The following is a 24,953-nucleotide window of genomic DNA, read 5'->3' on the forward strand; positions in this document are numbered from 1 at the left end:
CTGGCTGGCGACTCCGCGGCGCCTCGACATCACGAGGGTCGTGGCGTTCGCGAATAATTGCGTCAAAGCCGCTCTGCGGGTCAGAATCGTCCTGCTCGGTGGCCCTCCGAGGGCGACCTGCAGGTCCCCGCACCGCCCCTTGGTAGCCAAACCGCACGCGCTCGATCGAAGGAGCCACGAGGTCATGTCGGAACAGAAGGAAAGCTCGGTCCTGTTCTCGCTCAAGGAGCTGATGAACCTCGAGGAGGATCGCATCAAGAGCGAAGAGGCCCAGAAGGCCGCCGCCGCCGCCGCCGCCGAGAAGGCGCGCGTCGAGGCGGAGCGCGCCGCGCGCGATGCCGAGGAGCAGCGCATCCGCACCGAGGAGGAGCGCCGTCGCAACGAGGAGCGCCGGTCCCGCGAGGAGGCGGCGCGGCTCGAGGCGATCCGGCAGGCCGAGATCGAGAAGGCGCGCGTCGAGGCCGAGCAGAAGGCGCGGCTCGAGGCGATGGCCGCGCAGCAGCACCACGAGCGCTCGCTCGCGGCGCTGCAGCAGGACGAAGGGAAGAAGAAGCTGCGCAAGCTCCTCATCGGCGGCGCAATCGCCAGCGTGCTGGTGATCGGCATCGTCACGGTCGTCGCCGTCGACTCGGCGCAGAAGAACGAGGCGCGCATCCAGGCCGAGGCCGCGAGGGCCCGCGAGCTCGAGGAGGCGAACAAGCGCCTCGAGGCGCAGTTCAAGGAGTCCGAGGGCAAGATGGCCGGGCTGCGCGATCAGCTCGCGACCGCCAAGGACGAGGCGACGCGCCTCGCCCTGCAGAAGCAGCTCGAGGCCGAGCAGCAGAAGCAGGAGCAGCTGCGCCGCGGCGGCGGCGGACGCCCGGCCGCGGGCGGCGCGCCGGCGAGCGGCGGCGGCGCCAAGGCGCCCTGCAACTGTGCCCCTGGCGATCCGCTCTGCAGCTGCCTCTGACGCGGAACAGGGTCCCTGAATGGCCAACTTCAGCTCCGTCAGGCAGAGAACGAGCCTCGGCAGCGGCTCGCTCGACGAGGCGCGCCGCAGGCTCGTCTTCCCGCTCGACTACGCGAACCTCGACGACGCCAGGGCGGCGGCGACCCGCATCGCCCCCTCGATCGGCGTGCTCAAGGTCGGTCTGGAGCTGTTCGTCCGCGAGGGACCGAAGGCGGTCGAGATCGGCAATTCGCTCGGGCTCGACGTCTTCCTCGATCTGAAGCTGCACGACATCCCCGAGACGGTGGCGCGGGCGGTGGCGGGCGCCGCCGCGCTCGGGGTCCGGTACCTGACGGTGCACGCGGCAGGCGGCGCCGAGATGCTGAGGCGCGCGGCCAGCGAGGCGGCGCGCTCCCAGGACATGATCCTGCTCGCCGTCACCGTGCTCACGTCGCTCGACGACGGCGATCTCGCCGCGCAGGGCGTGCAGGGGAGCGCGTCCGAGCACGTGGTCCGGTTGGCGCAGCTCGCGCGCGGCGCGGGCGTCCACGGGTTCGTCGCCTCGCCGCACGAGGTGCCCGTGCTGCGGGAGGCGCTCGGGCGGGGCGAGCTCATCGTGACGCCCGGCATCCGCCTCGGTGCAGGCGAAGGCAGCGCACAAGGCGATGATCAGAGGCGCATCGCCACGCCCTCGGCCGCGATCTCGGCCGGCGCAGATCTCCTCGTGGTCGGCCGGCCGATCCGCGACGCGGCCGATCCGCTCGCCACGGCGCGCTCGATCGTCCAGGAGATCGCGCACACGCTCCACCCTCCGCGCCCGTGAGCCGCCTCGTCTACGGTCTCCAGCCGGTTCGTGAGGCGATCCGCGCGCACGGCGCGCGCGTCGGGTGGGTCCTTGTCCAGCGCGACGGCGGCCCGAAGCTCGACGCACTCGCGCGCCTCGCGGAGGGCCAGGGCATCCCGACCGAGCGCGCGCCTCGCAACGAGCTCGATCGCCGCAGCGCCGGCGGGCGTCACCAGGGGGCCGTGGCCTCGGCGCCCGAGCTCCAGATCGTCGGTGTCGACGAGATCCCGGTCGTCGAGGAGGGCCAGCCCGGCGCCGGCACGATCACGGTGGCGCTCGACGGCGTCATGGACCCGCAGAACTTCGGCGCGGTGATCCGCAGCGCCGTCGCCCTGGGCGCCCGGGCCATCCTGTGGCCCGAGCACAGCTCGGCGCCGCTCACCCCGGCGACCTTCCGTGCGTCCGCGGGCGCCATCGAGCACGCGAGGCTGTGCCGCGTCCCCTCCTTGCCAGACGCCCTCGAGGCGCTCGCCGCCCGAGGCGTCGCCGCGATAGCGCTCGACGCCCAGGGTCCGGTGGAGCTCGGCGAGCTGCCCCTGACCGGCCCTGTCGCGATCGTCATCGGCGCCGAGGACAAGGGCACACGCCGCTCGGTCCGCCGCGCCTGCCAGCACGTCGCCCGGCTCCCCATGACCGGCCCCATCTCTTCGCTGAACGCCTCGGTCGCAGGGGCGATCGCGCTCTACGAAGTCGTCCGGCAGCGCCGCGCATCGAGCACGTAGCCGGACAGCGCGCTCGGCCTCTCGCGGCGCGCCTCGCTGGTCCGGTCACCGGCGCGCTCGCGCGCCGCGACGTGGCCTGGCAGCACCACCGCACGTCGAGCGCGAGCTCATCCGAGAGCTGGCCTGGACGGCCCTCGATCGATGCGTCCGGAGCCGGCGTGATCGCGCGCCGCGAGATCGCCGGGCAGCGCCGCAGGCCGACTCCTTACATCAACAAAATTGACAATAAATTCGAATGGATACAATCAGAACCTGAAGCGAAGTCGAGCACCTCGCCGAACGCTGAACAGGCTCACAGCGAGATGACCGATTCGATCCATTCAATGGATCGACCTAAAGAATCCACAGCCCCCTCAAAAAGCTCAATCACTGCGAAGAGATACCCCTGTGGACTCACCCTTCTCTGCGCGCTAATCCCGAATGGCTCGAGGGATGGTTCAAGAATCGACGGGTTCCCGGTAAGCGACGGGATCGGCTCAGCTTCCGGCTCGAAGCGATCGCAGGCGGGAGAGCACGCGGGCCACGCGGCGCGTGGCCTCGATGAGGTCGGCCTCGGCCGTGTCCTCGCCGATCGAGAAGCGCACGGCGGACGCCGCGCGCTCTGGCCCGAGCATCGCCGTGAGGACCGGGGAAGGCTCGGCGGTCCCGGCGCTGCAGGCCGATCCGCTGGACACGGCGACCCCCTCCAGGTCGAGCGCGGCGCAGAGCTCGTCGCCGCGCCAGCCGGGCCAGGAGAGGTTCGTGATGTGGGGGGCGCGGTCGCCGTCTCCGTTGCGGATCGGCGCGGCGCCGGCCGCGCGCCCGATCTCGACGAGCTCGGCCTCGAGGCGATCGCGGAGCGGGGCGAGCGCTGCGTAGCGGGCAGGACCTCCGATCGCGCGCCGGGCGGCCACGGCGAAGCCGGCCGCGGCGAGCGGGTCCTGCGTCCCGGGCCGCAACCCGCGCTCCTGGGCGCCTCCGAGCAGGACGGGCCGGAGGCGGATGCCCGGCCGGACCGCGAGGGCGCCGATCCCCTTCGGCCCGCGGATCTTGTGGGCCGCAATCGACGCGAGATCCGCCCCGGCCCACGCCTCCGGCGGGAGGCGTCCCACCGCCTGGACGGCGTCCACATGGAGGCGCGCGCCGCGGGCGTGGACGATCGCCGCCGCCTCGGCGATCGGCTGGACGACCCCCGTCTCGTGGTTCACCGCCTGGAGGCTCACGAGCCGCACGGGCGCGACGGCCGCCGCTCGATCCACGGCGGCAGCGATCGCCTCCGGCGCGACCCGGCCGGACGGCTCGGGATCGATCCACGCGACGTGCACGCCGCGGCCGGCGAGCGCCTCGGCGGCGCGGGTCACCGACGGGTGCTCGATCCGCGAGACGACGAGCGCCCCGGATCGCTCGTCGAACGCGTGGCAGAGCGCGAGGTTGTTGGCCTCGGTGCCGCCCGAGGTGAGGATCACGTCGCGCGCGTCGAAGCCCGTCAGCCGGGCGACCGCCTCCCGCGCCTGCTCGATGAACGCGCGCGCCCGACGCCCGGGTCCGTGGACGCTCGCGGGGTTGGCCCAGGCCACCTCCGCCGCGGACTGCATCGCGGCCAGGACCTCGGGGTGCGGCGGCGTCGTGGCGTTCCAGTCGAGGTAGATGGCGCGAGCGGCCGGGTGCATCAGATGGACGAGGGATCGGTGGGAGGCGACGAGGGCGGGCCGAGCCGTCCGGGGGAGCTGCCGTCGTCCTGGAAGGGCGCTCGCCGGGCGACCGTCAGGTAGAACGCGGCCCCGGTCAGCGTCTCCCCCTCGATGATCTCGTTGCCGGGAGACGCGACGCGCACGTCGCCGCCGAGCCCCCGGGCGGTGCGCCGGGCGATCGCGAGCCCGACGCCGACGCCGCCGTAGGCGCGCGTGGCCGAGCCGTCGACCTGATAGAACGGCTCGAAGATGCGCGACTGGCGGTCCGCCTTGACCCCGGGCCCGCTGTCGGCGACGCAGAGCTCGTAGTGCCCCGACTGGAGCACGGTGACCCGCACGCCCGCGGTGCCGCCGGCCGGCGTGAACTTCGCCGCGTTCTCGAACAGCTGGATCATCGCCCGCTGCAGGCGGCCTGCGTCGCCCCACGCGGGGAGCGGGCCGCGCGGCAGATCCTCGACGAGCTGGACCTTCCCCTCGGCGAAGCGGTCGGCGACCTGGGCGAGGGCGCGCCGGGTGGTGTCGAGGAAATCGTACTCGGAGTGCATGAAGCGCATCCGACCCGTCTCGATGCCGGTGACGTCGAGGAGGTTGTCGATGAGCGAGCGGAGCCTGCGCACGCAGTCCTCCATCGCGAGGAGCGCCTTCTTCTGCGCCTTGTTGAGCGGGCCGAGCTCCTCGTCGGCGAGCAGCTTCACGTACCCGACGATCGGGGTCATCGGGGTCGCGAGCTCGTGGGAGATGTTGCGGTAGAACTCGGTGCGCGCGGCGTCGAGCTCGCGGAGCCGGGCGTTGGCGCGCGAGAGCTCGGCCACCTTCTGCTCCAGGTGGGCGACGATGCGCTGGCTCTGCTCGCGCAGCCGGAGCGGCCCCTGGGACGCGGGGAGCTCCTCGCGCGCGCCGCTGAGGTAGCGGGCGATGATCGACGGGAAGGAGCGCGCATCGATCGGCTTCTGGAGGAAGCCGTCGCAGCCGACGGCGAGGCTCGTGTCCCGGTCGCCCTCCGCGGTGATCGCCACGATGGGGACGCCGGCGAGCGACGCCTCGCCGCGCAGGCGCAGGGTGACCTCGAATCCATCGAGGCCGGGGATGTTCAGGTCGACGAGGACGAGGTCGGGGTGCTGCGTACAGGCGAGACGTACCCCTTCGAGCCCGTCGGCGGCCTCTAGGACCTCGTAGCCCGCGTTCTGGAGCAGCTTGCGGACGAGCAGGCGGTTCGCGGGATCGTCCTCGATGTGAAGGATCTTCGACATGGGCTCTGCGGGCGCATAGTAGTCGCGATCGTGGGGGTTCAGGCACGTTCTGCGCGAACTTCCACCACCCGGCCAGGCTGCGCGGGCGCGTCCTGCGCCGGGGTCGTCCGCTCGGAGCGCTCGTTTGCGGTGCGGGTTGCCTGGCTCGCGCCGAGCGGGTCGCCAGGCTCGCGCCGAGCGGGTTGCCAGGCTCGCGCCGAGCGGGTTGCCTGGCTCGCGCCGAGCGGGTTGCCAGGCTCGCGCCGAGCGGGTTGCCTGGCTCGCGCCGAGCGGGTTGACGGAGGGACGGCGTCCCTTCAATACGGGGCCGCCATGCTCGGCCCTTCCAGGTTCCACCGCGACGCCGTCACGACGGCGCGCTGCCTTCCCTTCCCCGGGCGCTCCCGATGACGACCGCGCACCAGCAAGAGAGCGAGGCTGCCGTCGCAGACGCCGGGGGTGGAGAGACCGCCAGCCTCCCGCTGCCGGACGCGCCGCGCAGCGCGGGAGACCCCCCGGCGAGCGCGGGAAGAGCAGCGCGCGCGCTGCCCGCGCGCCTCGCCTGTGCGCTCGCGGCCCTCAGCGGGCTCTTCTACTTCCTCGGGTTTCCTGGGATGGATCTCTGGCCGATCTCGTTCTTCGGCCTCGTCCCGCTGATCGTCGCGCTGCGCGGACAGACGCCCAGGCGCGCGGCGCTGCTCGGCTGGATCGCCGGCTTCGTCATGACGATGACCGGCTTCTACTGGCTGCTCGAGATGCTGCGGGTGTTCAGCGGATTCCCCACGATCCTCTGCGCGCTCTTCATGGCCATCCTCTGCGGCTACCAGGCCGGGAGGATCGCGCTGTGCGGCTGGCTCTACGGGCGGGCCGAGGCGCGCGGATGGCCAGGCCCGGTGGCCTTCGCGCTCGCGTTCGTGACGAGCGAGCTCGTCTTTCCGCTCCTCTTCCCCTGGTACTACGGCGCGTCGGTCCACAACGCGCCGGTGATGGGCCAGGTCGCGGAGCTCGGCGGCCCCTACCTCGTCGGCCTGGTGCTGGTCGCCGCGAACCTCGCGATCGCCGAGCTCGTGATGCTCCGGCTGGATCGCGCGAGCCTCGCGCCGGGCGAAGCCGGCCGCGACGCCGGCCAGCCGCGACGCGGTCGCCAGCTGAACCGCGCGGTCGTCGCGGTGGGGATCGCCGCCCCCGCCCTCGCCGCCGTGTATGGCGTCCTCCGGATCCGCGCCGTGGACGCGGCCGCCGCCGCGGCCGAGCCGATCAAGATCGGGATCGTCCAGCCGAACCTCGCGCTCTTCGACCGGCGGAACGCGCTCAAGATCCACGTGAGCCGGACCCGGGAGCTCGCGCAGCAGGGCGCGGAGCTCGTCGTGTGGAGCGAGGCGGGCGTGCCGCAAGCGTTCCGGGAGTCGGCCTACCAGCGCGAGGTCCAGCGGTCGCTCACGAGCCGCCTCGGCGTCCCCACGGTGGTCGGCACGGTCATCCACCGGCTACCGGCTGACCGGAACGAGCGCGGCGTGAGCTTCAACACGGCGCTCATGGCCGGCAAGGACGGCGAGATCCTCGGTCGATACGACAAGCAGTACCTGCTCGCGTTCGGCGAGTACCTCCCGTTCGGCGAGATGTTCCCGTACCTCTACAAGCTGTCGCCGAACTCGGGCCGCTTCAGCTCCGGCACGTCGCTCGCTCCGCTCGAGTGGGACGGCCACAGGCTCGCGACGATGATCTGCTACGAGGACATCCTGCCGCACTTCGTGAACAAGCTGGTCGCCCAGGGCGACCCCGACCTCCTCGTCAACCTCACGAACGACGCCTGGTTCGGCGACTCGACGGAGCCGTGGATCCACCTCGCGCTCGCGAAGATGCGCTCGATCGAGCACCGCCGCTACCTCGTGCGCGCGACGAACAGCGGCGTCTCCGCGATCGTCGACCCGGTCGGGCGGGTCGTCACGCACAGCGACACGTTCAAGGAGCAGTCGCTCCTCGGCGAGGCCCGTTTCATGCGCGCGAAGACCGTCTACGGGACCGTGAAGGACATCCCGTGGTACGTCGCCGCCGCCGCGAGCGCCGCCATGGCGCTGATCACGCGGCCGAAGCGCTGGCGGCTCGGGCGCGCCGAAGGCTGAGCCGCCCGCGCATTCGCGTGGCACACGCCGACGCCGCCCGCGGCGCGGTTGACGCTGGAGCACCCAAAGAGCGGCGGTCGCCCGCACAGGAGACGGGCCCAGATCGGCGTTTTCTGCGCGGAAGCGTACTCACGTACGCTGAGCACAGAAAACGTCGAGATGGGCCCGTATCCGAAGCGGGCGACCGTCGCTCAGAGCTTCATCGCCTTTTTGAAGCGCTTCGCGTCGGCGAACATGTCGACGTTCGTGAACACGTACGTCGCGTCGTCGTGCTTCGCGCCGCGCGCGATCTCGGCGAGCCGCTCGATCGCCGGATCCTCGTAGCGCGACTTGTGCCCCGCGGGACCGTGCAGGCGGTAGTAGGCCACCTTCAGCCGCGAGAGCCCCGCGTTCAGCGGATCGCGCGCGGCGAGCGCGCCGACCTCCTGGGTGAGCTCGTCGCACTCGTCCGGATCCCACCCGGGCGGAGGCTCGAAGACGACGCGCTCGAAGCGCTTCTTCACGTTGACGAGGAATTCGCGCAGGATGGCCTTGTTCGCGCGCGTCGGCGTGAACTCCGGGGGGCCGACGAAGACGGCGAGCTTCGCCTCGAGCTCATCCGCGACCGCCTCGATGCTCTTGAGCGCCGTCTCGATCACCTTGCCGTCCCGAAAACCCTCCTGCCCGATCTCGCGCGGACCGAGGAGGGCGAAGCGAAAGCCGCCTGGAGCTTCGCGCCGCCAGCGCCGGATCGTTCCAGGTCCCGGGAGGGACACATGGGTCTCCTGCACCTCCACGAACATGAACTCGCGGAAATAGCGCGTCGCTGGGACGGGAAAACCGGCGCAGCCGACGGTAATCATCGCCCCCACCCTAGCCCACGCGCGCGCTGGCGAGAAGCCAGACCGATGGATTTCTCGATCGGCTCGCCTGGACGCCCGAACGACGCGGGGGCGTGAGGACGTGGTGGAGGCAGTGCATGCCCGCTCACTCCTCCCTCCCCCTCGCGCCGCGGCGCCGCGGCGCCGCTGGCTCGGAGCACGGGCGCGCAGGAGCGCCGTCGACCGCGCCCGCGCCAGCGCCAACGGATTGCCCGAACGGCAGCGCGAGCGCCGCGGCGCTGCGATCGACCTTGCGCTGCAGGCGGGCCCGGCGGCGGGCCTGCGCAGGTTCGGGCTCCGCGGTGCCCTGGTCGGCCAGTTCGAGGGCGCGGGCGAAGGAGCGCACGTGGTGCTCGTAGAGCTTCGCGAGCTCGAGGCGCACCGAGGGATCGTCGATCTCGGCCGCGAGGGCCTCGTAGTCCGCGAGCGCCCGCGCCTTGTCCCCGCGCGCCTTCGCGATGTCGCCGCGCGCCCGCCACGCGACCGCGCCGCCGCCGCGCTCGACGGCCGCGTCCGCGAGCTCGGCCGCGCGCTCGAGCGCGCCCGCCCGCCGCAGCGTCGCGGCCGCCCCGGCGAGATCGCCGGCGGCGAGGCTGCCGAGCGGCTCGCCGTAGAGGCCGACCAGCGCGACCATCGCGAGGACGTCGGCGGCGTTGTGCTCGACGACCCCGATCAGCGCCTCCTCGTCGCCGGTGCGCAGGAAGTGGGCGTAGCACGCGACGATCTCGCCGCCGGGCACGTCCCCGACGCGCACCCGACCGAGCACGTCGTGCTCGAGGGCGATGAGGGTACGGCTCTTCAGGCGGGCCTTGTGGATGCGGCGCGCGACGTGGACGAGATCGAGGTGCGGCAGCTCCGGCGGCGGCGGCAGGCGGTTCATCACGTAGCGCGTGCGCAGGAGCGGCATGTCGAACGCCTTGCCGTTGTACGTGACGATCATCGAGGCGCCGGCGAGGCGCTCGGCGAGGCGGCGCAGGATGGGCTCCTCCTCGCCGAGGCGGCGCAGGAGGAGCTGCTCCATGACGAAGCCGTCGGACGAAGGCTCGCCGAGCGGCCCCGCGCTGTCCGCCCCGGGGTCGAACCAGGCGAGGCCGATCAGGAACGGCACGGTGCCCGTGCCGCCCGCGAGGCCCGTGGTCTCCGTATCGAGGAACAGCGCCCGCCGCACGTCGCAGCCGGCGAGCCCCGGATCGAGCGAGAGGAGCGCGAGCATGGCCGGATCGGCGTCGCGCGCGGCGACGAGCGGCGCGCGGCCGACGCGGGCCGCCGCGAGCGAGCGGGTGCGGCTCGCATAGAGCGGCCCCCCCGGCGTCTGCTCGACATGGAAGGGGAGCTCGCCGCGCGCGGGATCGGCCCTGGGGGTCGGCGGCGCGCCCCGGGCGACGATGCGGGAGATGCGCTCGCGCAGATCGTCGAGCGACGGTCGAGCGACGCCCGTCGAGGGCGATGCAGACGCCGCGGCCGGCGCCGCCGCGGCCGGCGCCGCGTCGGTCGGAGCAGGCGCCGCGGCCGCCGGTGCGGGAGGAGCTTCGGACGGGCCGACGCCGTCCACGGCGGGACCGCGATCGAGCGACGCCTGCGCGGGGGCGAGCGGCGGAGCGCCGCGGCGCTCCGCCGGGAGCGGTCCGAGCCGCGCGAGCTTCGACTTGAACGACGTCATCGGCCGGTCACGAGGTTTCCACGCCGGGCACTGCGCATCAAGTCAGTGGTCCAGCGGAGGCCGCGTCAGGGATCCTGGCCCGACCCCTTCCGCGCGGCGCTGGGACCAACGCCGAGCTTCGCCCGGATCGAGGCGAGCACCTCGTCGGCTTGCCGCTCGGTCGCGGCGCGATCGCCGGAGTTCTCGATGACGTAGTCGGCCACCGCGACCTTGCTGGCGAGCGGGAGCTGCGCGGCGAGCCGGGCGCGCACGTGGTGTTCGGCCGCGCCGTCCCGCGCCATCGCGCGGGCGATCTGGACCGCCTCGGGCACAGCGACCACGACGAGCGGGCGGAACGCATCGGCGACCCCGTTCTCGACGAGGAGCGCCGCCTCGTAGCAGGCCAGCGGCTCGCCCTGCGCCTGGAGCTCGGCGGCGCGCTCCAGCGTGAGCGCCGTGATGCGCGGGTGCACGATCGCGTTCAGCTGGCGGCGCTTGTCCGGATCGGCGAACACCACCGCAGCGACGCGCGCGCGATCGAGCGAGCCGTCCGGCGAGACCACCTCCGGGCCCAGGGCGCGCACCACCGCGTCGAGCCCCTCGGTTCCCTTCGCCACCACCTCGCGGGCGAGCGCGTCGGCGTCGATGACCGGAAGCCCCCGCGCGCGAAAATGAGCCGCCACCGTGCTCTTGCCGGAGCCCAGGCCGCCGGTGAGCCCGAACAGGACGATCCCCATGGCCGCCTCAACCCCCTACCTGGAGCGACCAGCACGCCTCTCCGCTGCCTGATCTCGACCCAGTATCACAACGCATTGCGTTAACACCTACCTCTGTCGCACCTGCGGTCGAGCGCGGCCGGCGCCGGAAGAAGGGTGCGACCTGCGCCGGCGCCCACGTCTGCCCGGAGCGCCTGCTCGCCTCGTGACCACCACGACCCGAGCCTACCTCCAAGGGGGGTCTGCGACCGTCGAGTTTCCTCGCCGTCGGCGCTTAAGAAGTCCGCTTCTCCGGGAATGCAACTACCATAACGGGGTGGTGGCAAAGATCGATGACCGGCCGGAGTCGAGCCTGCACGCCGCGTTCGATCGCTCGGACGCGCACCGCGGCTCGCCGAACAAGCAAGTCGCCGCGTGGCTGTCCGAGCTCGACGTCGGCGTGATCGAAGTCGACGCCGAGCAGCGCGTGGTGCGCGTCAACGGTGCAGCGGAGCGGCTGACCGGCTGGTCGATCGTCGAGGCGCGCGGCGCGCTGCTCGATCGCGTGCTCCGGCTGATCCCGGCGGCGGGGACGACGAGCGGAGATCCGGACATCGACGTCGGAGAGATGACCGAGCTGTTCGACGAGGGCGCGCCGGCGAAGGCCGCTGCGCCGCCCGCGCTCACGCCGCGGCGCGAGCCGGTGGCGCCGCTCGCGCCGGTGATCATCGACGAGGGCGCGCTGCGCACGCCGGGCGCGCCGCTCGCCGCGCCCGAGGCGGCCACGGCGAGTCGACCGACGTCCGCGCGGTACACCGCGCTGCTCGAGCGCCGCGACGGCTCGGTCATCCCCGTCGTCCACACGATCGGCACGCTCGCGGGGCGGCCCACGCGCGAGAGCCAGCGCGACTCGAGGCCGCCGCCGCCCGCCCCCGGGCAGCTCGTCCTCTTCCGCGAGCTCGGCGCGCCGGGGCCGTTGCCGATCCACCCGGCCAAGCCCCGCTACGACGCGCTGACGCGGCTCCTCGATCGGTACGCGATCATCGATCGCATCGAGGAGGCGCTGAACGACTGCAGGGCGAACAACACGCCGTACGCGCTCTGCTACATCGACCTGGATCGCTTCCGGCTCGTGAACGCCACGTGCGGGCACGAGGCGGGTGACGATCTGCTCCAGTGGGTCGCGACGCGCGTGCACGAGATCGTCGGCCCGAAGGACGCGGCCGGGCGGATCGGCGGCGACGAGTTCGTCCTCTTGCTCGCGGACAAGAACGAGCGGGAAGCGGAGCGGATCGCGCGCGACCTGCAGATCTGCCTGCTCGAGTTCCGGTTCGGGTGGGCGGAGAAGACGTTCTCGATCGGCGCGAGCATCGGGCTCGTGGTGCTGACCCCGCACTTCGAGCGGGCCGTCGACGTGCTCGGCGCCGCCGATCACGCGTGCCGCATCGCGAAGGAGAACGGGCGCGGGAGGCTGCAGGTCTACCTCGACGACCAGCAGATGACGACGAGCCGGCGCTCGATGCAGTGGGTCGCGAGCCTGCAGCGCCACCTCGCCGAGGGGCGGCTCCGGCTCTACTCGCAGGGCATCCACCCGCTCATCAAGCCGGGCGCGGCGCACACGCCCCGCGGCGCGCACTTCGAGGTGCTCGTCCGGCAGCTCGGCGAGGACGGCCGGTTCTACTCGCCGGTCGGCATCATCCAGGCGGCGGAGCAGAGCGGCCTGATCCACGTGATCGATCGCTACGTCGCGCGGCAGGCGTTCCGGCTCATCGGCGCGCTGCCGCAGCACGCGCTGAGGCGCCTCGACACGTGCTCGATCAACCTGTCGGGCGTGTCGCTGCTGCGCGAGGGCCTGCTCGACTTCATCGTCGAGCAGCTGCACCGGGCGCAGGTGCCTCCGAGCAAGATCTGCTTCGAGATCACCGAGACGGCGGCGCTCGCCAACCTCGGCGAGGTGCTGTGGTTCATGCAGGAGCTCGGCGCCATGGGGTGCCGGTTCGCGATCGACGACTTCGGCAGCGGGCACGCGTCGTATGGCTACCTGGAGAGCCTGCCGGTCGACTACGTGAAGATCGACGGCATGTTCGTGCGCGATCTGAAGGACAACTCGCTCCACCGCGCGATCGTGGAGTCGGTGCACCGGATCGGCGACACGCTCGGCATCAAGACCGTCGCCGAGCAGGTGGAGAACCAGGAGATCGCCGAGCTGCTCACGTCGATGGGCATCCACTACGCGCAGGGGTGGCACTTCGACAAGCCGCAGCCGCTCGTGGACCTGTGCGGGTCCCTGCGCGCCCAGGGCGAGCCGAGCATCCCGGACACGACAGGCTCGCCGGAAGGCCGCTGACGCGATCGGGGCGGGAGCCCGCGCGGGCTCGCCGCGCGATCCGCTGGCACCTACCTAGGAGAGAAGCGCTGACGACGTCGTGAGCGTGACGCCGGCGGCCTGCATCTCGGCGAGCGCGGCGGCGACCCCGGCCTCGGTGATGCCGGCGACGGCGTCGGTCAGGAGCACCGTGCTGTAGCCGCGCTGGGCGAGGCCGAGGGCGGCGGCGCGGACGCAGTAGTCGGTCGCCACGCCGTAGACCACGAGCTCCGGCGCGTCGCCGAGCGCCGCGGCGAGCTCGCGCAGGAACGCCTCGGCGAGCGGGTTCGCGAAGAGGCTGTAGACCTCCTTCTCGAAGTAGACGGCGTGGCTCGTGCGCGCCGCGAGCTCGCGCACCGCCGCGTCGATCGGCGCGCGCTCCACGTTGGGGAGGAAGCGGTAGCGCGGCGGCAGCGTTCCCTCGACCTTCAGCCAGCCCGGCGTCCCCTTCACGCAGTGGTCGGGGAAGCCCGGCTTGCCGCCCTCGGGGGCCGGCGTGTCGTTCGACGCGAACTCCCACGCGTCCCACGCGTGCGAGTCGACCGAGCCGACGATGGGGATCCCGTGCGCGACGGCGTGCTCGGTGAGCCGCCGAAACAGCGCGTTCGGCGAGCCCTTCACGTACAGCGCGCCGGTCTCGTCACAGAAGTCCCGCTGGACGTCGACGTCGACGAACACCCTCGGGGGCGAAGATTGTCGGGGCCATTCACCGCTCGCCATGTCGTCGTCTCCTGTCGTGGGGGGCGCGCGGCCTCTCGCGGCCGCGCTCGCCAGGGGTCTCGCTCGCTACCGCTGTCCTGCGCCAGAGACGACGCGGGCGCGCACCGCCTCCACGAGCGCGCCGAGCCGCGGCGACACGTCGGCCGCGAAGGGCGCGCCCTGCTCGGGCTCGTCGTCGATGGAGAGGAGCGCGTCCGGGAGCCCGGCGAGCTGCGCGCGCGCGCGCAGCCGGACGGCGTCGAGCCCCTCGGGCGGCGCGACCCGGGCGCCGCGCGCCATCACGGGCGCGAGCAGCGGCTCGGCGTCGGGGCTCATCGGCTCGCCCTCGAGCGCGATCACGTCGCGGGCGAGCTTCCCCGATCGATCGCGGAAGCGGTGCACCTGGTGCGCGCCGGGCAGGGTCGCCTTCCCTTCCGAGAACTTCGCGATGGGCGTGCGCTCTGCGCCCGCGCCCCGCTCGACGTCGCCGATCTCCACGAGCTTGTAGACGCCGCCCAGCGCCGGGGCGTCGATCGACGTCACGAGATCCGTCCCGACGCCGTAGAGGTCGATGGGCGCCCCGGCGCGCCGGAGCTCGGCGATGCGGTGCTCGTTCAGATCGCCCGAGGCGACGATCTTCGCCGACGCGCAGCCTGCGTCGTCGAGGATCCTCCGCACGGCGACGCTGAGCGCGGCGAGGTCGCCGGAGTCGAGCCGGACCCCCTTCAGCTTGTCGCGCGCGATCGCCGCGGCGCGCGCCGCGCCGACGAGCGTGTCGTAGGTGTCGACGAGCAGGATCGCCGCGCTCGGGAAGACGGCGACGTAGGCCTCGAACGCGGCCTGCTCCGTCGGGTGAGCCATGGTCCACATGTGCGCGGCCGTCCCGAGCACCGGGATGCCGAAGCGCATCCCGGCCTCGACGTTGGAGGTGCCGACACAGCCGACCGCGTACGCGGCCCGCGCAGCGTCGATCGCCGCCTCCGGGTGCGCCCTGCGGCTGCCGAACTCGATGACCCCCGCGTCGCCGGCGGCCAGGACGACACGCGCGGCCTTCGACGCGATCGCGGTGGCGTGGTTGATGGCGGACAGGGCGAACGTCTCGATGAGCTGCGCCTCGATGAGCGGCGCCGTGACGCGCAGGACCGGCTCGTTCGCGAAGAACGCGGTCCCCTCGGGGATGGCCCAGACGTCGCCGTGGAAGCGGAAGTCCCGCAGGTAGCCGCAGAACGCCGGCGTCATCGCGTCCGCGAGGGCGGGCAGCGCGCTCAGGTAGGCGATCTGCTCCTCGGTGAAGCGGAGCTCCTCGAGGTAGCGCACGACCCGCTCGAGGCCCATCGCGACAAGGAAGCGCCGGTGCCGGGGCAGGCGGCGAACGAAGAGCTCGCACGTCGCGACGCGCGAGGCCATGCCGCGGTGGAAATAGCCCGCCGCCATGGTCAGCTGGTAGAGATCGGTGTGCAGCGCGTCCACAGATCATGGCTAGAGACGCTGGACGTACGGGTCAACCGGAAGATCGCGTGGCGTGAGGCGGTGCGACGGCCATCCTCACGATCGCTCCCCGGGCCGCTGCGGGCAGCCCCCCCGCGACGGCCGCGGCTGGACTAAGCTCCGCGGCCATGGCGGCGAAGATCCTGGACGGCAAGGCGATCGCGCAGAAGGTCCGCGACGAGGTGCGGGAGGGGGTGGCGCGCTTCGTGGCCGCCCACGGTCGGCCCCCCGGCCTCGAGGTGGTGCTCGTCGGTGAGGACCCGGCCAGCGTGACGCACACGCGGAGCAAGGAGCGGATGTCGAACGAGGTCGGCATTCGAGGACGGCTCCGCGCGCTCCCGGCCGCGACGACCGAGGTCGAGCTGCTCGCGTGCATCGCGGAGCTCGACGCGGACGACACCGTCGACGGGATCCTCGTCCAGCTGCCGCTGCCGGCGCACGTCCGCGCGCACGCCGTGCTCGACGCCATCGATCCCGCGAAGGACGTCGACGGCCTCCACCCGGTGAACGCAGGGCTGCTCGCGATGGGCCGCCCGGGCGGCATCGCGCCGTGCACGCCGGTCGGCTGCATGCGCCTGCTCGCGGAGGCGGGCGTCGAGCTCGCCGGCGCCCGCGCGGTGGTGGTGGGGCGGAGCAACCTCGTCGGCAGGCCGATGGCGCAGCTGCTGCTCGCGCGGAACGCGACGGTCGCGATCGCCCACACGCGCACGCGCGATCTGAAGGCGCTCTGCCGCGAGGCCGACGTCCTCGTGGCGGCGGCGGGCAAGGCGAAGCTCATCGGCGGCGACTGGATCAAGGAAGGGGCCACGGTGATCGACGTCGGCATGAACCGCGACGACGCGGGCAAGCTGGTGGGCGACGTCGATTTCGACGCCGTCAGGGAGCGGGCCGCCTGGATCACGCCGGTGCCCGGCGGCGTCGGCCCCATGACGATCGCCTCGCTGCTCGAGACGACGCTGCGCGCCGCGGAGGCGCACGTCGCGAAGCGGTGACGATGGCCGTGACGAGGGGGCTCGCGCCCGCGCCGCAGCCCGACGCCGACGGGGACGCCGCCTCCGCCCCCGAGCGCGCCGCGGCGTTCGTCGCGCGCGAGACGGCCGTCGCCTGCCCGCCGTTCGTCCCCGAGGTCAAGCTCCACCTGGCGACCGAGGTCACGCCGCTCTGGCACGCGACCGAGGCGGCGCTCGCGCGCGCGGGCGTGCCGCCGCCGTACTGGGCGTTCGCGTGGGCGGGCGGGCAGGCGCTCGCGCGGTACCTCCTCGATCATCCCGCGACGGTCTCGGGCAAGCGCGTCCTCGACCTCGCCTCCGGCGGCGGCGTCGTCGCGATCGCCGCCGCGCTCGCCGGCGCCGCGCGCGTGAGCGCCGCCGACATCGATCCGTTCGCCGCGGCGGCGCTCCGGCTGAACGCGGCCCTGAACGGCGTCACCGTCGACGTGATCACCGAGGATCTCACGGCGAGCGCCGCGACGGCCGCGTGGGACGTCATCGTGGCGGGCGACGTCTGCTACGAGCGCGCGATGGTCGACCGCGTGCTCCCGTGGCTGCGCCAGAAGGCCGCGCGCGCCACCGCGGTGATCGTCGGCGATCCCGGGCGCGCCTATTGCCCCTCGAAGGCGGTCGAGGAGCTCGCGCGGTACCAGGTCCCCACGTCGCTCGATCTCGAAGGTCGCGAGCAGCGCGAGACGCGGGTGCTGCGGCTGCTGCCGCACCGTCCGGGCCGCGACGAGGGGCAGCCCGGCCGGTAGGCGGCGTCCGGAGGCGCGGCGCCTCACGGGCCGAGGCGCCGCCTACTCCGCGCCGAGCCGCCCTCCGTTCAGCCGGCGCACGTGCCCCCCGATCGCCGCCGCGAAGGCCGCGTCGTTCGTCGTGAGGAGCGTCGCCTTCCCCTCCGCGCGGCGCTGCTCGATGAGCTCCAGCACCGTGCGCGCCCCCTCGGCGTCCAGCCCGTTGGTCGGCTCGTCGATCACGAGCAGCCAAGGATCGCCCACCAGCGCCGCGAGAAGGAGCGCGCGCTTGCGCTGACCGAACGACAGCCCGGAGAGCCGCTGTCGGTAGAAGGCGGCCGCGCCGAGCCGCTCGATCCACGCGCGCCACGCGCCGTCGAGCGGCGGCGCCTGCTTGAGCGCGCGCACGAGGGCGCAGAGCTCCGCGACCTGGAGATCGGGCAGCGCATCGGTCGCGTCGGGCGCGTAGCCGAGCCGGCGCCGCGCCGAGGCCGCGGCGCCGTGGACGGCCTCCCCCGAGAGCGTCACGGCGCCGCGATCCGGCTCCAGCAACCCGACGACGACCCGTAGCAAGGTCGATTTGCCGGCGCCGTTCTCGCCCATCACGACCGCCACCTCCGAAGGTCCGCAGCGGAGCTCGACGCCCGAGAGCACGTCCCTGCCCGAGAGCCGCTTGTGGATCCCCGTCGCCTCCAGCGTCACAGCGCCCTCCCCACTCCTGCCGCCGCGCCGCGCCCGCGACCCGGCGAGAGCCAGCGCGCCCCGGCGGGCCCCGCGAGCAGCGCGGCCGCCGGAGCGAAGGCCGCGAGCGCGAGATCGCCCAGCGTCCACGCGGCCGCGGTCGACGCCACGATCGCCGCGAGCACCGAGAGCAGCACCCGGCTGCTGTCGCGGCCGTCCTGCCGCGCGGACCACCGGACGCAGCCGAGCGCGATCGCGGCGAGGAGCGGCCCCGCGAGCCCCGCGCCGCCGACCAGGCGCAACGTCACCGAGGGGGCCGCGCCGGTGAGCGCGCCGACCACCGCGCCGTGCCCGAGCGCGAGCGCCACCAGCGGCGCGGCCACCGCCGCGGCGACGGCGCCCGCGCGGAGCCCGGCCGCCGCGCCGCACGCGTCGAGGAGCCACGCGAGCCGCCGCTCCTCGCGCAGGACCGGACCAGCGAGGCCAGCGCCCGCGCAGAGCGCGACCGGCGCGAGCGCGACGAGCGACGCCGCGGCGAGCGGCCCGCCGCCGAGCCGCCCGCTGTTCCGCGCCCAGGCCGCCGCGGCGAGCGCGCCGATCGCCGCGAGCGCGAGGCCCCGCACGAGCACCGCGCGGTGGCCACGGACGAGCGCCGCCAGGTAGACGAGCGCGAGCGCGACGAGCGCGGGCGCCGCCGGTGGGATCATCGAGCGCTCGCGGCCGGCGGGGATCTCTGGCGCGCGGGCGACGGCCGCGCGCAGCCCGACGGCCAGCGTGGGCGCGGCGCACGCGAGCAGCACCGACGCCGGGGCCCCGAGCGCGATGGCGCCCGCGAGCAGCGCGAGGGCCGAGAGCTCGCGCGCGCCGCGCGGACGGGCGAGGAGCATGCAGCGCGCCGCGAGCGCCGCGGCGCCGGCGGCGCATCCGGCGAGCGCGCCGGCGCCGACCGTCCAGAGCGCCACCCACGGGAGCTCCGCGACGGCGAGGAGCAGCGCGTGAGCCGAGAGCAGCTCCCGGCGCGGGACCGGCAGCGCGCGGAGAAAGAACGTCGCCGGAGCGCGGAGCAGCGCGCGCGCCGCCGGCGTCCCGACGAGCAACCACGCCCCCCAGAGCGCGACCCGGAACAGGGGCGACTCACCCGCGATGCCCGTGAGCTGCGAGGGGTGCATCCCGTTGCCGCCGAACACGACCGCCGCGACGAGGCCCATGCCCATGTAAAGCGGCATGGCGCGCGCGAAGGCGTCCTTCCCGGCCGTCGAGACCAGGACGCGCACGACGAGGGCGAAGCGGCGCAGCACGTCACGTGCTTGTACCGCACGGCCGGCCGGATGCTCCCCGCGGAAGCGCATGGCCAGCGCGGCGGTCGTCCCCGGCCGCGTGGCCGGTGTCGCGGAGGGCGCCGGAAGCAGTAGACTCGACCGGGTGAGCCGCTCCCCTGGGCGCCGTGGCCCCGACCCATCGCAGCTCTCGCTGTTCGGTCCAGCGCCGGAGCCCGCCGCTGCCGAGGCGGCGCGCGAGCGCGACGCGATGGCGGCGGTCTACGACGACGCCGCCCGCCTGGCGGCGCGGCTGCCGCCGGGGCTCCACCTCGGCACGAGCTCGTGGAGCTTCCCCGGCTGGCAGGGCCTCGTCTACGCCGCGCGGCAGAGCACGGAGGAGCTCGCGCGCGATGGCCTCGCCGAGTACGCCCGGCACCCGCTGCTCACGACGGTCGGAATCGACCGCAGCTTCTACGCCCCCGTCCCCGACAGCGACTTCCGCCGTTACGCAGCGCAGCTGCCGGAGGGCTTCCGCTGCGTATCGAAGGCGCTGCACGCCGTCGTGTCCCAGACGCTCGAGCGATCGCAGACCCCGCCGAACGAGGACGAGGGGCGCAGCGCGGGCCCCGCTCGCCTCGAGCCGAACCCGGATTTCCTCTCGGTGCCGCTCTTCCTCTCGCGCGTCGCCGCGCCGCTGCTCACGGTGTTCCGGGCGCACGCGGGGCCGGTGCTGCTCGAGCTTCCCCCGGTCGGCCCGCCGCACCGGCTCCCGCCGCGCGCGTTCTTCGAGCGGCTCGACGCGTTCCTCGGCGCGCTGCCGCGCGAGCTCTCCTGCGCGGTCGAGCTCAGGGAGCGCGCCTATTTCACCGGCGAGTACCGGGAGATCCTTGGCGCGCACGGCGTCGCCCACGCCTACAGCTACTGGCGCAACATGCCGTCTCCCGGCGCCCAGGCCGAGGTGGTGCCCGTCTCGAACGCCCCGTTCGCGGTCGTCCGGCTCTCGCTCAAGCCCGGTCGCCGCTACGAGGCGGAGAAGCGCCGGTTCCACCCGTTCAACCGGGTGGTCGAGCCGGATCCCGAGATGCGCGCGGAGGTCGCGCGGATCCTCTGCGAGGCCGCGGCGCTGCGCATCGAGAGCTTCACGCTCGTGAACAACAAGGCCGAGGGCTCGGCACCCCTGACCGTGCGCGCCATCGCCGAGGAGGTCGCCGCGGCGTGGCGCGCGCCCACGGCGCCCACGACGACCGCCGGCGGGTGAGCCCGACCAGGGCAGGACGGAGCGGGCCGGCGCGACGCGCGCGCCAGCGCCGCGGAGAGGACAGGCTGGAAAGGGTCGCCGTGCGGGCGGCCTCGGGGCCGGCGCGGCGCGCCCCTCCCCGCTACCGCGCGCGAAAAGGGCTCTCCTCGCCCCACCATCCGTGCAACACCTCGTGCGCCATGGCCCGAGCGCCGGCGCGCCGGCCGCGGCAGACGACGCGCACAGCGCTTGGAGGTGCCCAGTGAAACGCAGTGAAGCTCCGGCCCGCGCCGATGTGGTCATCGTCGGCGCCGGCCACAACGGTCTCGTCGCCGCCGTCCTCCTCGCCCGCCGCGGGCTCGACGTGGTGGTGCTCGAGGAGAAGGACGCGGTCGGCGGCGCGGTGAAGACCGAGCACCCCTTCCGGAAGGCGCCGAGCCTCGGCGTCTCGAGCGGCGCCTACCTGCTCGGGCTCGCCCCGCCCGAGCTGCTCCGCGAGGTCGGCGTCGCCCTCCCCCTCCGGCGGCGCGATCCGCACTATTTCCTGCCGACCACGGACCGGCGCTACCTGCTCTTCGGCTCGGATCAGGCCGCGATGAAGCGGCAGTTCCTCGAGTTCTTCTCCCAGGCGGACTGGGACGCGAACAGCGCGCTCCAGGCCGAGCTCGCCGCGCTCCGGGACGACATCGCCCCGACGTGGCTCGCGGAGCCGCTCTCCATCGAGGAGACGGCGGAGCGCTACGTGCGGCCCGCCCTCCGGCAGACGTTCGTGGCGCTCTGCCGGGGCACGATCTCCGATTACCTCGCGCGGTTCGGCTGGAAGAGCGACCTCCTCAAGGCGATGTACGCCGTGACCGACGCCTTCTCGGGGCTCGCGGGCGGCTTCGAATCGCCCGGCACCGGCATGAACTTCCTCATCCACAACATGTGCCGCCTCCCCGGCGCCGACGGGACCTGGATGATCGTCGAGGGCGGCATGGGCACGATCTCCCGCCTCTTCGCCGAGAAGGCGAGGGCCGAGGGCGCGACGATCCTCACCGGCGCCCGCGTCGCGCAGATCGAGGCGTCCGGGGGCGCCGTCTCCGGCGTGCTCCTCGAGGACGGCACGCGCATCGCCGCGAAGGTGGTCGTCTCGAACGCCGATCCGTACCGCACCCGCGCGCTCGCCGGCGAGGCGGCGATCGGGGCCTCGCTCTCGGCGCGGCTCGACGCGCTCGCGAAGGACGGCTCGACGCTCAAGGTGAACATGGCGCTGACCGGTCTGCCCACGTTCACGTGCCTCCCGCAGGATCGCGGTCAGTTCGGGCCGACCATCCACCTGCTGCCGGACGAGGACGTCGTGATGGACACGCTGCGGCAGGCCCACCGCGACGCGATGAGCGGGCGCCTCCCGGAGTTCCCCGCGATCGAGTGGTACTTCCACACGCCGATCGACCCGAGCCTGCGCGACGCCGAGGGCCACCACAACGCGGCGCTCTTCGTGCAGTGGGTGCCCTACGCGCTCGCGGGCGGCGAGACGTGGGACCAGGCTGCGCCGCGCTACGTGAAGCACCTCCTCTCGATCTGCGATCGCTTCGCGCCCGGGATGAGCGATCTCGTGCTGGAGACGTTCACGCTGGCGCCGCCGGACATCGAGCGGCACTTCGGGATCACGAAGGGGCACATCCACCACATCGACAACAGCTTCGGCTTCGCCGACCGCGTGCCCTACCGGTTCGGGCTCGCCGGGCTGTACTCGTGCAGCGCGGGCACGCACCCGGCCGGGTCGGTCATCGGCGCGGCGGGGCACAACGCCGCGAAGGCCGCGCTCGCCGACCTCGGCAGATGAAGCGGCACCTCGTGGCGATGGGAGCGCTCGCCGTGGTGGCCGGGTGCAGCAGGGAGCCGCCGTCTCCAGGCGGCCCGCCGGGCGCGCCGGCGATCAGCGAGGCGGAGGTGCTCCTGCGCGAGTATCTGGAGCGACATCATCCAGCCATCCGGCCTGGCACTCCGGCGTATGGCGTCTTCATCAAGGACGTCCTCTGGGGTGTCTATCCCGAGCTGTCCGAGCACCGGAAGGCGGATGAGATCCACAGGTTTGCGACCGAGTACGTGAATCGCCCCGACGCACCAGCGCGGTGAAGCTCGCCCCTCCCTGGTCGCAGGGACCTCTCCGGACCTCTCCACCCACGTGCTCACCCGGCCGCGCGCGCGACCGTCCCCTTCGCCGTCACCACCGCCCGCTCGAGCGGGGCGCCGACGCCGAGGACCACCTGCGCGCCCGGCCAGACCACACACCCGCGTGCCGCGCCGACCCCCTCGACCCGCGCCCCCGCCCCGACGACGCTGCCTGCCACGTCCACGCCCTCGGCGACGGACGCCCCCGGGCCGACGTAGCTCCGCAGGCCGCGCTGCGAGAGCCAGCGCGCGTTCGCCGCCAGGTACGCGGCCACCGTTCCGATGTCGTGCCACACGGCGGGCGCCGCGAACGTCGCGAGCGAGCACCCCTCGCGCAGCCACGGCAGGTACACGTCCCCCACCATGCACCCGCGCGGCGGCAGCCTTCGCCGGAGCGCCCCGCTGACCACGTGCACGCCCACGAAATCGCCGCCCGCGACCTCGTCGCCGAAGCGCTCGCCACGGAGCCGCACCACCTCGCCCCGCGCGCCGACGCCGACCGTCCCTTCCCCGGCCGGCCGCGGCGCGACCGCGAGCGTCGCGCCCGCGCCGTGATGGCCGTGCGCCGCCGAGAGCGCCGCCACATCGAGATCGATCAGGATGTCGCCGTTCCAGAGGACCACGTCGCCCTCGCCGAGCGCGCCCGCCGCGTTCGCGAGGCCCCCGGCAGTGCCGAGGGGCTCCGGCTCGTGCAGCACCTCGACGGGCATCGGGAACGCCGCGAGCAGATCGCGCGAGAATCGCTCCGCGAGGTGGGACTTGTTCACCGCGACGCGGACGACACCGCCCGCGGCGAGCCGCTCGGCGATGTGCGCGATGAGCGGCCGATCGCCGAGCCAAAGGAGCGGCTTCGGCATCTCGTCCGTGAGCGGGCGGAGCCGGGTCCCGAGCCCCGCCGCGAGGATCATGGCAGAGGCCATGGCCGCGAGGATCACCCCTTCACGGGGAACGTTCAAGAAATCGAGGTCGCTACGGCGCGACCGCGCAGCCGTGCGACGGAGCCAGCGGAGATCGCGGCCATCGGCCCGATCCCTCGTTCAGCTCACTCCCCCCGCTCGAGCAGCCCCCGCGACGCGCGCTCGAGCAGCTCGTGCCCCGTCGCGTCCCCCTCCTCGACGTGCGCGACGCCGATGCGGAGGGTCATCCGAAAAGGCCTCGTGGCCGCTCGCCGGAAGCGGTGCTGGCGCACCTTCTCGCCGAGCACCTTCGCGAACGCGGACGCCCGCGTCCGGCCGATCCCGGGGCAGACGATCGCGAGGGTGTCGCGGCGGTAGCGCCCGAGGAGCCCGCCTTCCGGCACGTAGATCCTGACGATGCGCGCGAGATCGCCGAGGATGCGATCGACCCCGGCTCGGCCCTGCGTCTCCTCGACGTCCTGGAGCCCCTCCACGCTGAGCAGCAGCAGCGAGAGCCTCCTCGTCCGCTGCTCCTTGGCGCGCTGCACCTCCTTCTTCAGGAAGGCCCGGAGCCGCTCCTCGTGGACGACCGCGGCGAGGTCGTCGTCGCGCTGGCGTGACTCGCCGGCCTTGGGCCCTGGCTCCGGAGGCTTCGGCCCAGGGTCCGACGGCGAGCTGGCGCGCCGGTCGTCGGCGGCGCGCCGGTCGTCCGCCTCGCCCCCGCGGCTCTCGACCCCGCGGCGAGACGACGGTGGCGGGTTCGTGGGCCGCTCGGGCGGGGGCGGCGTCGACGGGGCGGGCGCGCCGAGCGCCTCCGCCATCAGCGTGACGGCCGCCGTGGCGCGCTCGAAGCGGTCCTTCGGGTCGATCGCGGTCGCCTGCTGGAACCACGCGTCGAAGGCGGGCGGCAGCCGGATGCTGCTGCGGCGCCGCGCGGCGCGGGCGCTCGGAGGCTCGGGCAACCCCGCCACCATCCGCTGGAGGAGCGCGTAGACCGACGGCAGGACGTTGGCCTCGGTCAGCCAGTACGGGCTGCCCACGAGCAGCGCGAAGGCGACATGCGCGAGCGCATGGATGTCGGTCTTCGGCCCGACCGCGACGTCGCCGCGGATCTGCTCGGGCGCCATGTAGAGGGGCGTCCCGACCATCGCCGTGCGGTCCGCCATGCTGCGGTGCGCCACGACCTTCGCCAGCCCAAAATCAAGGACCTTCACGCAGGGGGAGCCGTCATCCCGCCTCGTCAGGAAGAGGTTCGCCGGCTTGAGGTCCCGGTGGACGATGGCGGCCGCGTGCATCTTGTCGAGCGCGCGCGCGACCTGGCCCAGGTAGAGCACCACCTCGGCCGGCGGCAGCGGGCCGCGGCGCGCCGACAGGCTCGCGAGCTCCTCGCCCTGGAGCAGATCCATGACGAGGAACGGCATCCCCGAGTCGGCGTCGATGCCGGCATCGGAGATGTGAACGATGTGGTCGCTCTCGATCCCGCCCGTGATCTTGGCTTCCTGGGCGAACCGGGCGCGCTGGGCCGGGTCCTGGATGGAGCCGGGGAGCATCACCTTGAGCGCTCGGCGGCGGTCCGTGACCACGTCCACGACCTCGTACACCGCCCCCATCCCGCCCGTCTTGATCGGGCGCACGACGCGGTACCGCCCATGGAAAGGCGTGTCGGGTCGGAGCTGCGCGAGGCTCGGCGGATCCATGGAGTGATCGCGGCCCTGGGAGCATAGATCGGACCGGC

At 73.7% G+C, this 24,953-nt stretch carries 21 protein-coding genes; 10 read left to right on the forward strand and 11 right to left on the reverse strand.

The annotated features are described in order from the left end of the window. Positions 1-184 precede the first annotated feature (184 nt). The 3 genes from WMF11_RS20705 to rlmB are packed head-to-tail and all read left to right on the forward strand — an operon-like array spanning position 185 to position 2,494. Positions 185-949 (forward strand): hypothetical protein, encoded by a 765-nt coding sequence (locus tag WMF11_RS20705; protein ID WP_437554078.1) that lies wholly within the window; start codon positions 185-187, stop codon positions 947-949. 19 nt (positions 950-968) lie between these two features. Further along, positions 969-1,751 (forward strand): orotidine-5'-phosphate decarboxylase, encoded by a 783-nt coding sequence (gene pyrF, locus WMF11_RS20710; RefSeq protein ID WP_437910188.1) that lies wholly within the window; start codon positions 969-971, stop codon positions 1,749-1,751. Then, the gene (gene rlmB / locus WMF11_RS20715; RefSeq protein ID WP_437910190.1) at positions 1,748-2,494 is read left to right on the forward strand and encodes a 23S rRNA (guanosine(2251)-2'-O)-methyltransferase RlmB; all 747 of its coding nucleotides are present in this window, start codon (positions 1,748-1,750) and stop codon (positions 2,492-2,494) included. The genes pyrF and rlmB overlap by 4 nt, the downstream gene beginning before the upstream one ends. A 476-nt stretch (positions 2,495-2,970) precedes the next feature. Here the strand turns inward: rlmB and WMF11_RS20720 are convergent, their stop codons facing one another. Further along, complete coding sequence (locus WMF11_RS20720) at positions 2,971-4,143, reverse strand: cysteine desulfurase family protein (protein WP_437910192.1); 1,173 nt, start codon at positions 4,141-4,143, stop codon at positions 2,971-2,973. Next, positions 4,143-5,414 (reverse strand): hybrid sensor histidine kinase/response regulator, encoded by a 1,272-nt coding sequence (locus tag WMF11_RS20725; protein ID WP_437554086.1) that lies wholly within the window; start codon positions 5,412-5,414, stop codon positions 4,143-4,145. Before WMF11_RS20725 ends, WMF11_RS20720 begins: the two co-directional genes overlap by 1 nt. A gap of 386 nt (positions 5,415-5,800) precedes the next feature. Between WMF11_RS20725 and lnt the strand changes: the two genes are divergently transcribed. Further along, positions 5,801-7,516 (forward strand): apolipoprotein N-acyltransferase, encoded by a 1,716-nt coding sequence (gene lnt / locus WMF11_RS20730; RefSeq protein ID WP_437978672.1) that lies wholly within the window; start codon positions 5,801-5,803, stop codon positions 7,514-7,516. 191 nt (positions 7,517-7,707) lie between these two features. Here the strand turns inward: lnt and WMF11_RS20735 are convergent, their stop codons facing one another. The 3 genes from WMF11_RS20735 to coaE form a co-directional block, all read right to left on the reverse strand. After that, complete coding sequence (locus tag WMF11_RS20735; RefSeq protein WP_437554090.1) at positions 7,708-8,358, reverse strand: DUF72 domain-containing protein; 651 nt, start codon at positions 8,356-8,358, stop codon at positions 7,708-7,710. A 124-nt stretch (positions 8,359-8,482) separates the two neighbouring features. Next, entirely contained in the window at positions 8,483-10,036 is a 1,554-nt protein-coding gene (locus tag WMF11_RS20740; protein ID WP_437978673.1) for a ribonuclease H-like domain-containing protein, read from the reverse strand. Between the two features lie 65 nt (positions 10,037-10,101). Next, positions 10,102-10,752, reverse strand: a complete 651-nt coding sequence (coaE, locus tag WMF11_RS20745) for a dephospho-CoA kinase (RefSeq protein WP_437555441.1) — start codon at positions 10,750-10,752, stop codon at positions 10,102-10,104. A gap of 298 nt (positions 10,753-11,050) precedes the next feature. Between coaE and WMF11_RS20750 the strand changes: the two genes are divergently transcribed. After that, positions 11,051-13,057: an EAL domain-containing protein gene (locus tag WMF11_RS20750; RefSeq protein WP_437978674.1), complete on the forward strand. Its 2,007-nt coding sequence runs from the start codon at positions 11,051-11,053 to the stop codon at positions 13,055-13,057. A gap of 54 nt (positions 13,058-13,111) precedes the next feature. Here WMF11_RS20750 and WMF11_RS20755 read toward each other — a convergent pair whose 3' ends face one another. Together WMF11_RS20755 and WMF11_RS20760 are read right to left on the reverse strand one after the other, a co-directional pair. Continuing rightward, positions 13,112-13,795 carry a cysteine hydrolase family protein gene (locus WMF11_RS20755; RefSeq protein ID WP_437978675.1) on the reverse strand — a complete coding sequence of 228 codons (684 nt, stop codon included), beginning with the start codon at positions 13,793-13,795 and terminating at the stop codon, positions 13,112-13,114. Between the two features lie 66 nt (positions 13,796-13,861). Beyond that, on the reverse strand, positions 13,862-15,244 hold the full coding sequence (locus WMF11_RS20760) for a nicotinate phosphoribosyltransferase (RefSeq protein ID WP_437978676.1): 1,383 nt from the start codon (positions 15,242-15,244) through the stop codon (positions 13,862-13,864). A 146-nt stretch (positions 15,245-15,390) separates the two neighbouring features. Between WMF11_RS20760 and folD the strand changes: the two genes are divergently transcribed. Further along, a complete protein-coding gene (gene folD / locus WMF11_RS20765; RefSeq protein ID WP_437978677.1) occupies positions 15,391-16,254 on the forward strand; it encodes a bifunctional methylenetetrahydrofolate dehydrogenase/methenyltetrahydrofolate cyclohydrolase FolD in 864 nt (287 codons plus the stop codon). A gap of 2 nt (positions 16,255-16,256) precedes the next feature. Beyond that, positions 16,257-17,009 (forward strand): class I SAM-dependent methyltransferase, encoded by a 753-nt coding sequence (locus WMF11_RS20770; RefSeq protein ID WP_437978678.1) that lies wholly within the window; start codon positions 16,257-16,259, stop codon positions 17,007-17,009. Between the two features lie 42 nt (positions 17,010-17,051). Here the strand turns inward: WMF11_RS20770 and WMF11_RS20775 are convergent, their stop codons facing one another. Together WMF11_RS20775 and WMF11_RS20780 are read right to left on the reverse strand one after the other, a co-directional pair. Then, a complete protein-coding gene (locus tag WMF11_RS20775) occupies positions 17,052-17,690 on the reverse strand; it encodes an ATP-binding cassette domain-containing protein (RefSeq protein WP_437910209.1) in 639 nt (212 codons plus the stop codon). Beyond that, positions 17,687-18,967, reverse strand: a complete 1,281-nt coding sequence (locus tag WMF11_RS20780; protein WP_437910211.1) for a hypothetical protein — start codon at positions 18,965-18,967, stop codon at positions 17,687-17,689. The genes WMF11_RS20775 and WMF11_RS20780 overlap by 4 nt, the downstream gene beginning before the upstream one ends. A gap of 124 nt (positions 18,968-19,091) precedes the next feature. Here WMF11_RS20780 and WMF11_RS20785 point away from each other — a divergent pair, with 124 nt between their 5' ends. From WMF11_RS20785 to WMF11_RS20795, 3 genes are all read left to right on the forward strand, one after another. Next, positions 19,092-20,186, forward strand: coding sequence for a DUF72 domain-containing protein (locus WMF11_RS20785; RefSeq protein WP_437978679.1), 1,095 nt, complete (start codon positions 19,092-19,094; stop codon positions 20,184-20,186). A 241-nt stretch (positions 20,187-20,427) separates the two neighbouring features. Further along, entirely contained in the window at positions 20,428-21,993 is a 1,566-nt protein-coding gene (locus tag WMF11_RS20790) for a phytoene desaturase family protein (protein WP_437910214.1), read from the forward strand. After that, positions 21,990-22,286, forward strand: a complete 297-nt coding sequence (locus WMF11_RS20795; RefSeq protein WP_437978680.1) for a lipoprotein — start codon at positions 21,990-21,992, stop codon at positions 22,284-22,286. The genes WMF11_RS20790 and WMF11_RS20795 overlap by 4 nt, the downstream gene beginning before the upstream one ends. Positions 22,287-22,339: 53 nt before the next feature. Here the strand turns inward: WMF11_RS20795 and WMF11_RS20800 are convergent, their stop codons facing one another. Together WMF11_RS20800 and WMF11_RS20805 are read right to left on the reverse strand one after the other, a co-directional pair. After that, positions 22,340-23,278, reverse strand: coding sequence for a sugar phosphate nucleotidyltransferase (locus WMF11_RS20800; RefSeq protein WP_437978681.1), 939 nt, complete (start codon positions 23,276-23,278; stop codon positions 22,340-22,342). A gap of 86 nt (positions 23,279-23,364) precedes the next feature. After that, positions 23,365-24,915, reverse strand: a complete 1,551-nt coding sequence (locus WMF11_RS20805) for a protein kinase domain-containing protein (RefSeq protein WP_437910219.1) — start codon at positions 24,913-24,915, stop codon at positions 23,365-23,367. Positions 24,916-24,953 lie beyond the last annotated feature (38 nt).

The sequence above is a fragment of the Sorangium sp. So ce295 genome (assembly GCF_051527405.1).
GTDB lineage: Bacteria > Myxococcota_A > Polyangia > Polyangiales > Polyangiaceae > Sorangium > Sorangium cellulosum_B.

Excerpts from the sequence above, each read along its gene's own strand:
- pyrF (WP_437910188.1), top strand. The coding sequence starts at position 969 with ATGGCCAACTTCAGCTCCGTCAGGCAGAGAACGAGCCTCGGCAGCGGC.
- WMF11_RS20805 (WP_437910219.1), bottom strand. The coding sequence starts at position 24,915 with ATGGATCCGCCGAGCCTCGCGCAGCTCCGACCCGACACGCCTTTCCAT.
- lnt (WP_437978672.1), top strand. The coding sequence starts at position 5,801 with ATGACGACCGCGCACCAGCAAGAGAGCGAGGCTGCCGTCGCAGACGCC.
- WMF11_RS20725 (WP_437554086.1), bottom strand. The coding sequence starts at position 5,414 with ATGTCGAAGATCCTTCACATCGAGGACGATCCCGCGAACCGCCTGCTC.
- WMF11_RS20735 (WP_437554090.1), bottom strand. The coding sequence starts at position 8,358 with ATGATTACCGTCGGCTGCGCCGGTTTTCCCGTCCCAGCGACGCGCTAT.
- coaE (WP_437555441.1), bottom strand. The coding sequence starts at position 10,752 with ATGGGGATCGTCCTGTTCGGGCTCACCGGCGGCCTGGGCTCCGGCAAG.
- WMF11_RS20705 (WP_437554078.1), top strand. The coding sequence starts at position 185 with ATGTCGGAACAGAAGGAAAGCTCGGTCCTGTTCTCGCTCAAGGAGCTG.
- WMF11_RS20720 (WP_437910192.1), bottom strand. The coding sequence starts at position 4,143 with ATGCACCCGGCCGCTCGCGCCATCTACCTCGACTGGAACGCCACGACG.
- WMF11_RS20770 (WP_437978678.1), top strand. The coding sequence starts at position 16,257 with ATGGCCGTGACGAGGGGGCTCGCGCCCGCGCCGCAGCCCGACGCCGAC.
- WMF11_RS20740 (WP_437978673.1), bottom strand. The coding sequence starts at position 10,036 with ATGACGTCGTTCAAGTCGAAGCTCGCGCGGCTCGGACCGCTCCCGGCG.
- WMF11_RS20795 (WP_437978680.1), top strand. The coding sequence starts at position 21,990 with ATGAAGCGGCACCTCGTGGCGATGGGAGCGCTCGCCGTGGTGGCCGGG.
- WMF11_RS20755 (WP_437978675.1), bottom strand. The coding sequence starts at position 13,795 with ATGGCGAGCGGTGAATGGCCCCGACAATCTTCGCCCCCGAGGGTGTTC.
- folD (WP_437978677.1), top strand. The coding sequence starts at position 15,391 with ATGGCGGCGAAGATCCTGGACGGCAAGGCGATCGCGCAGAAGGTCCGC.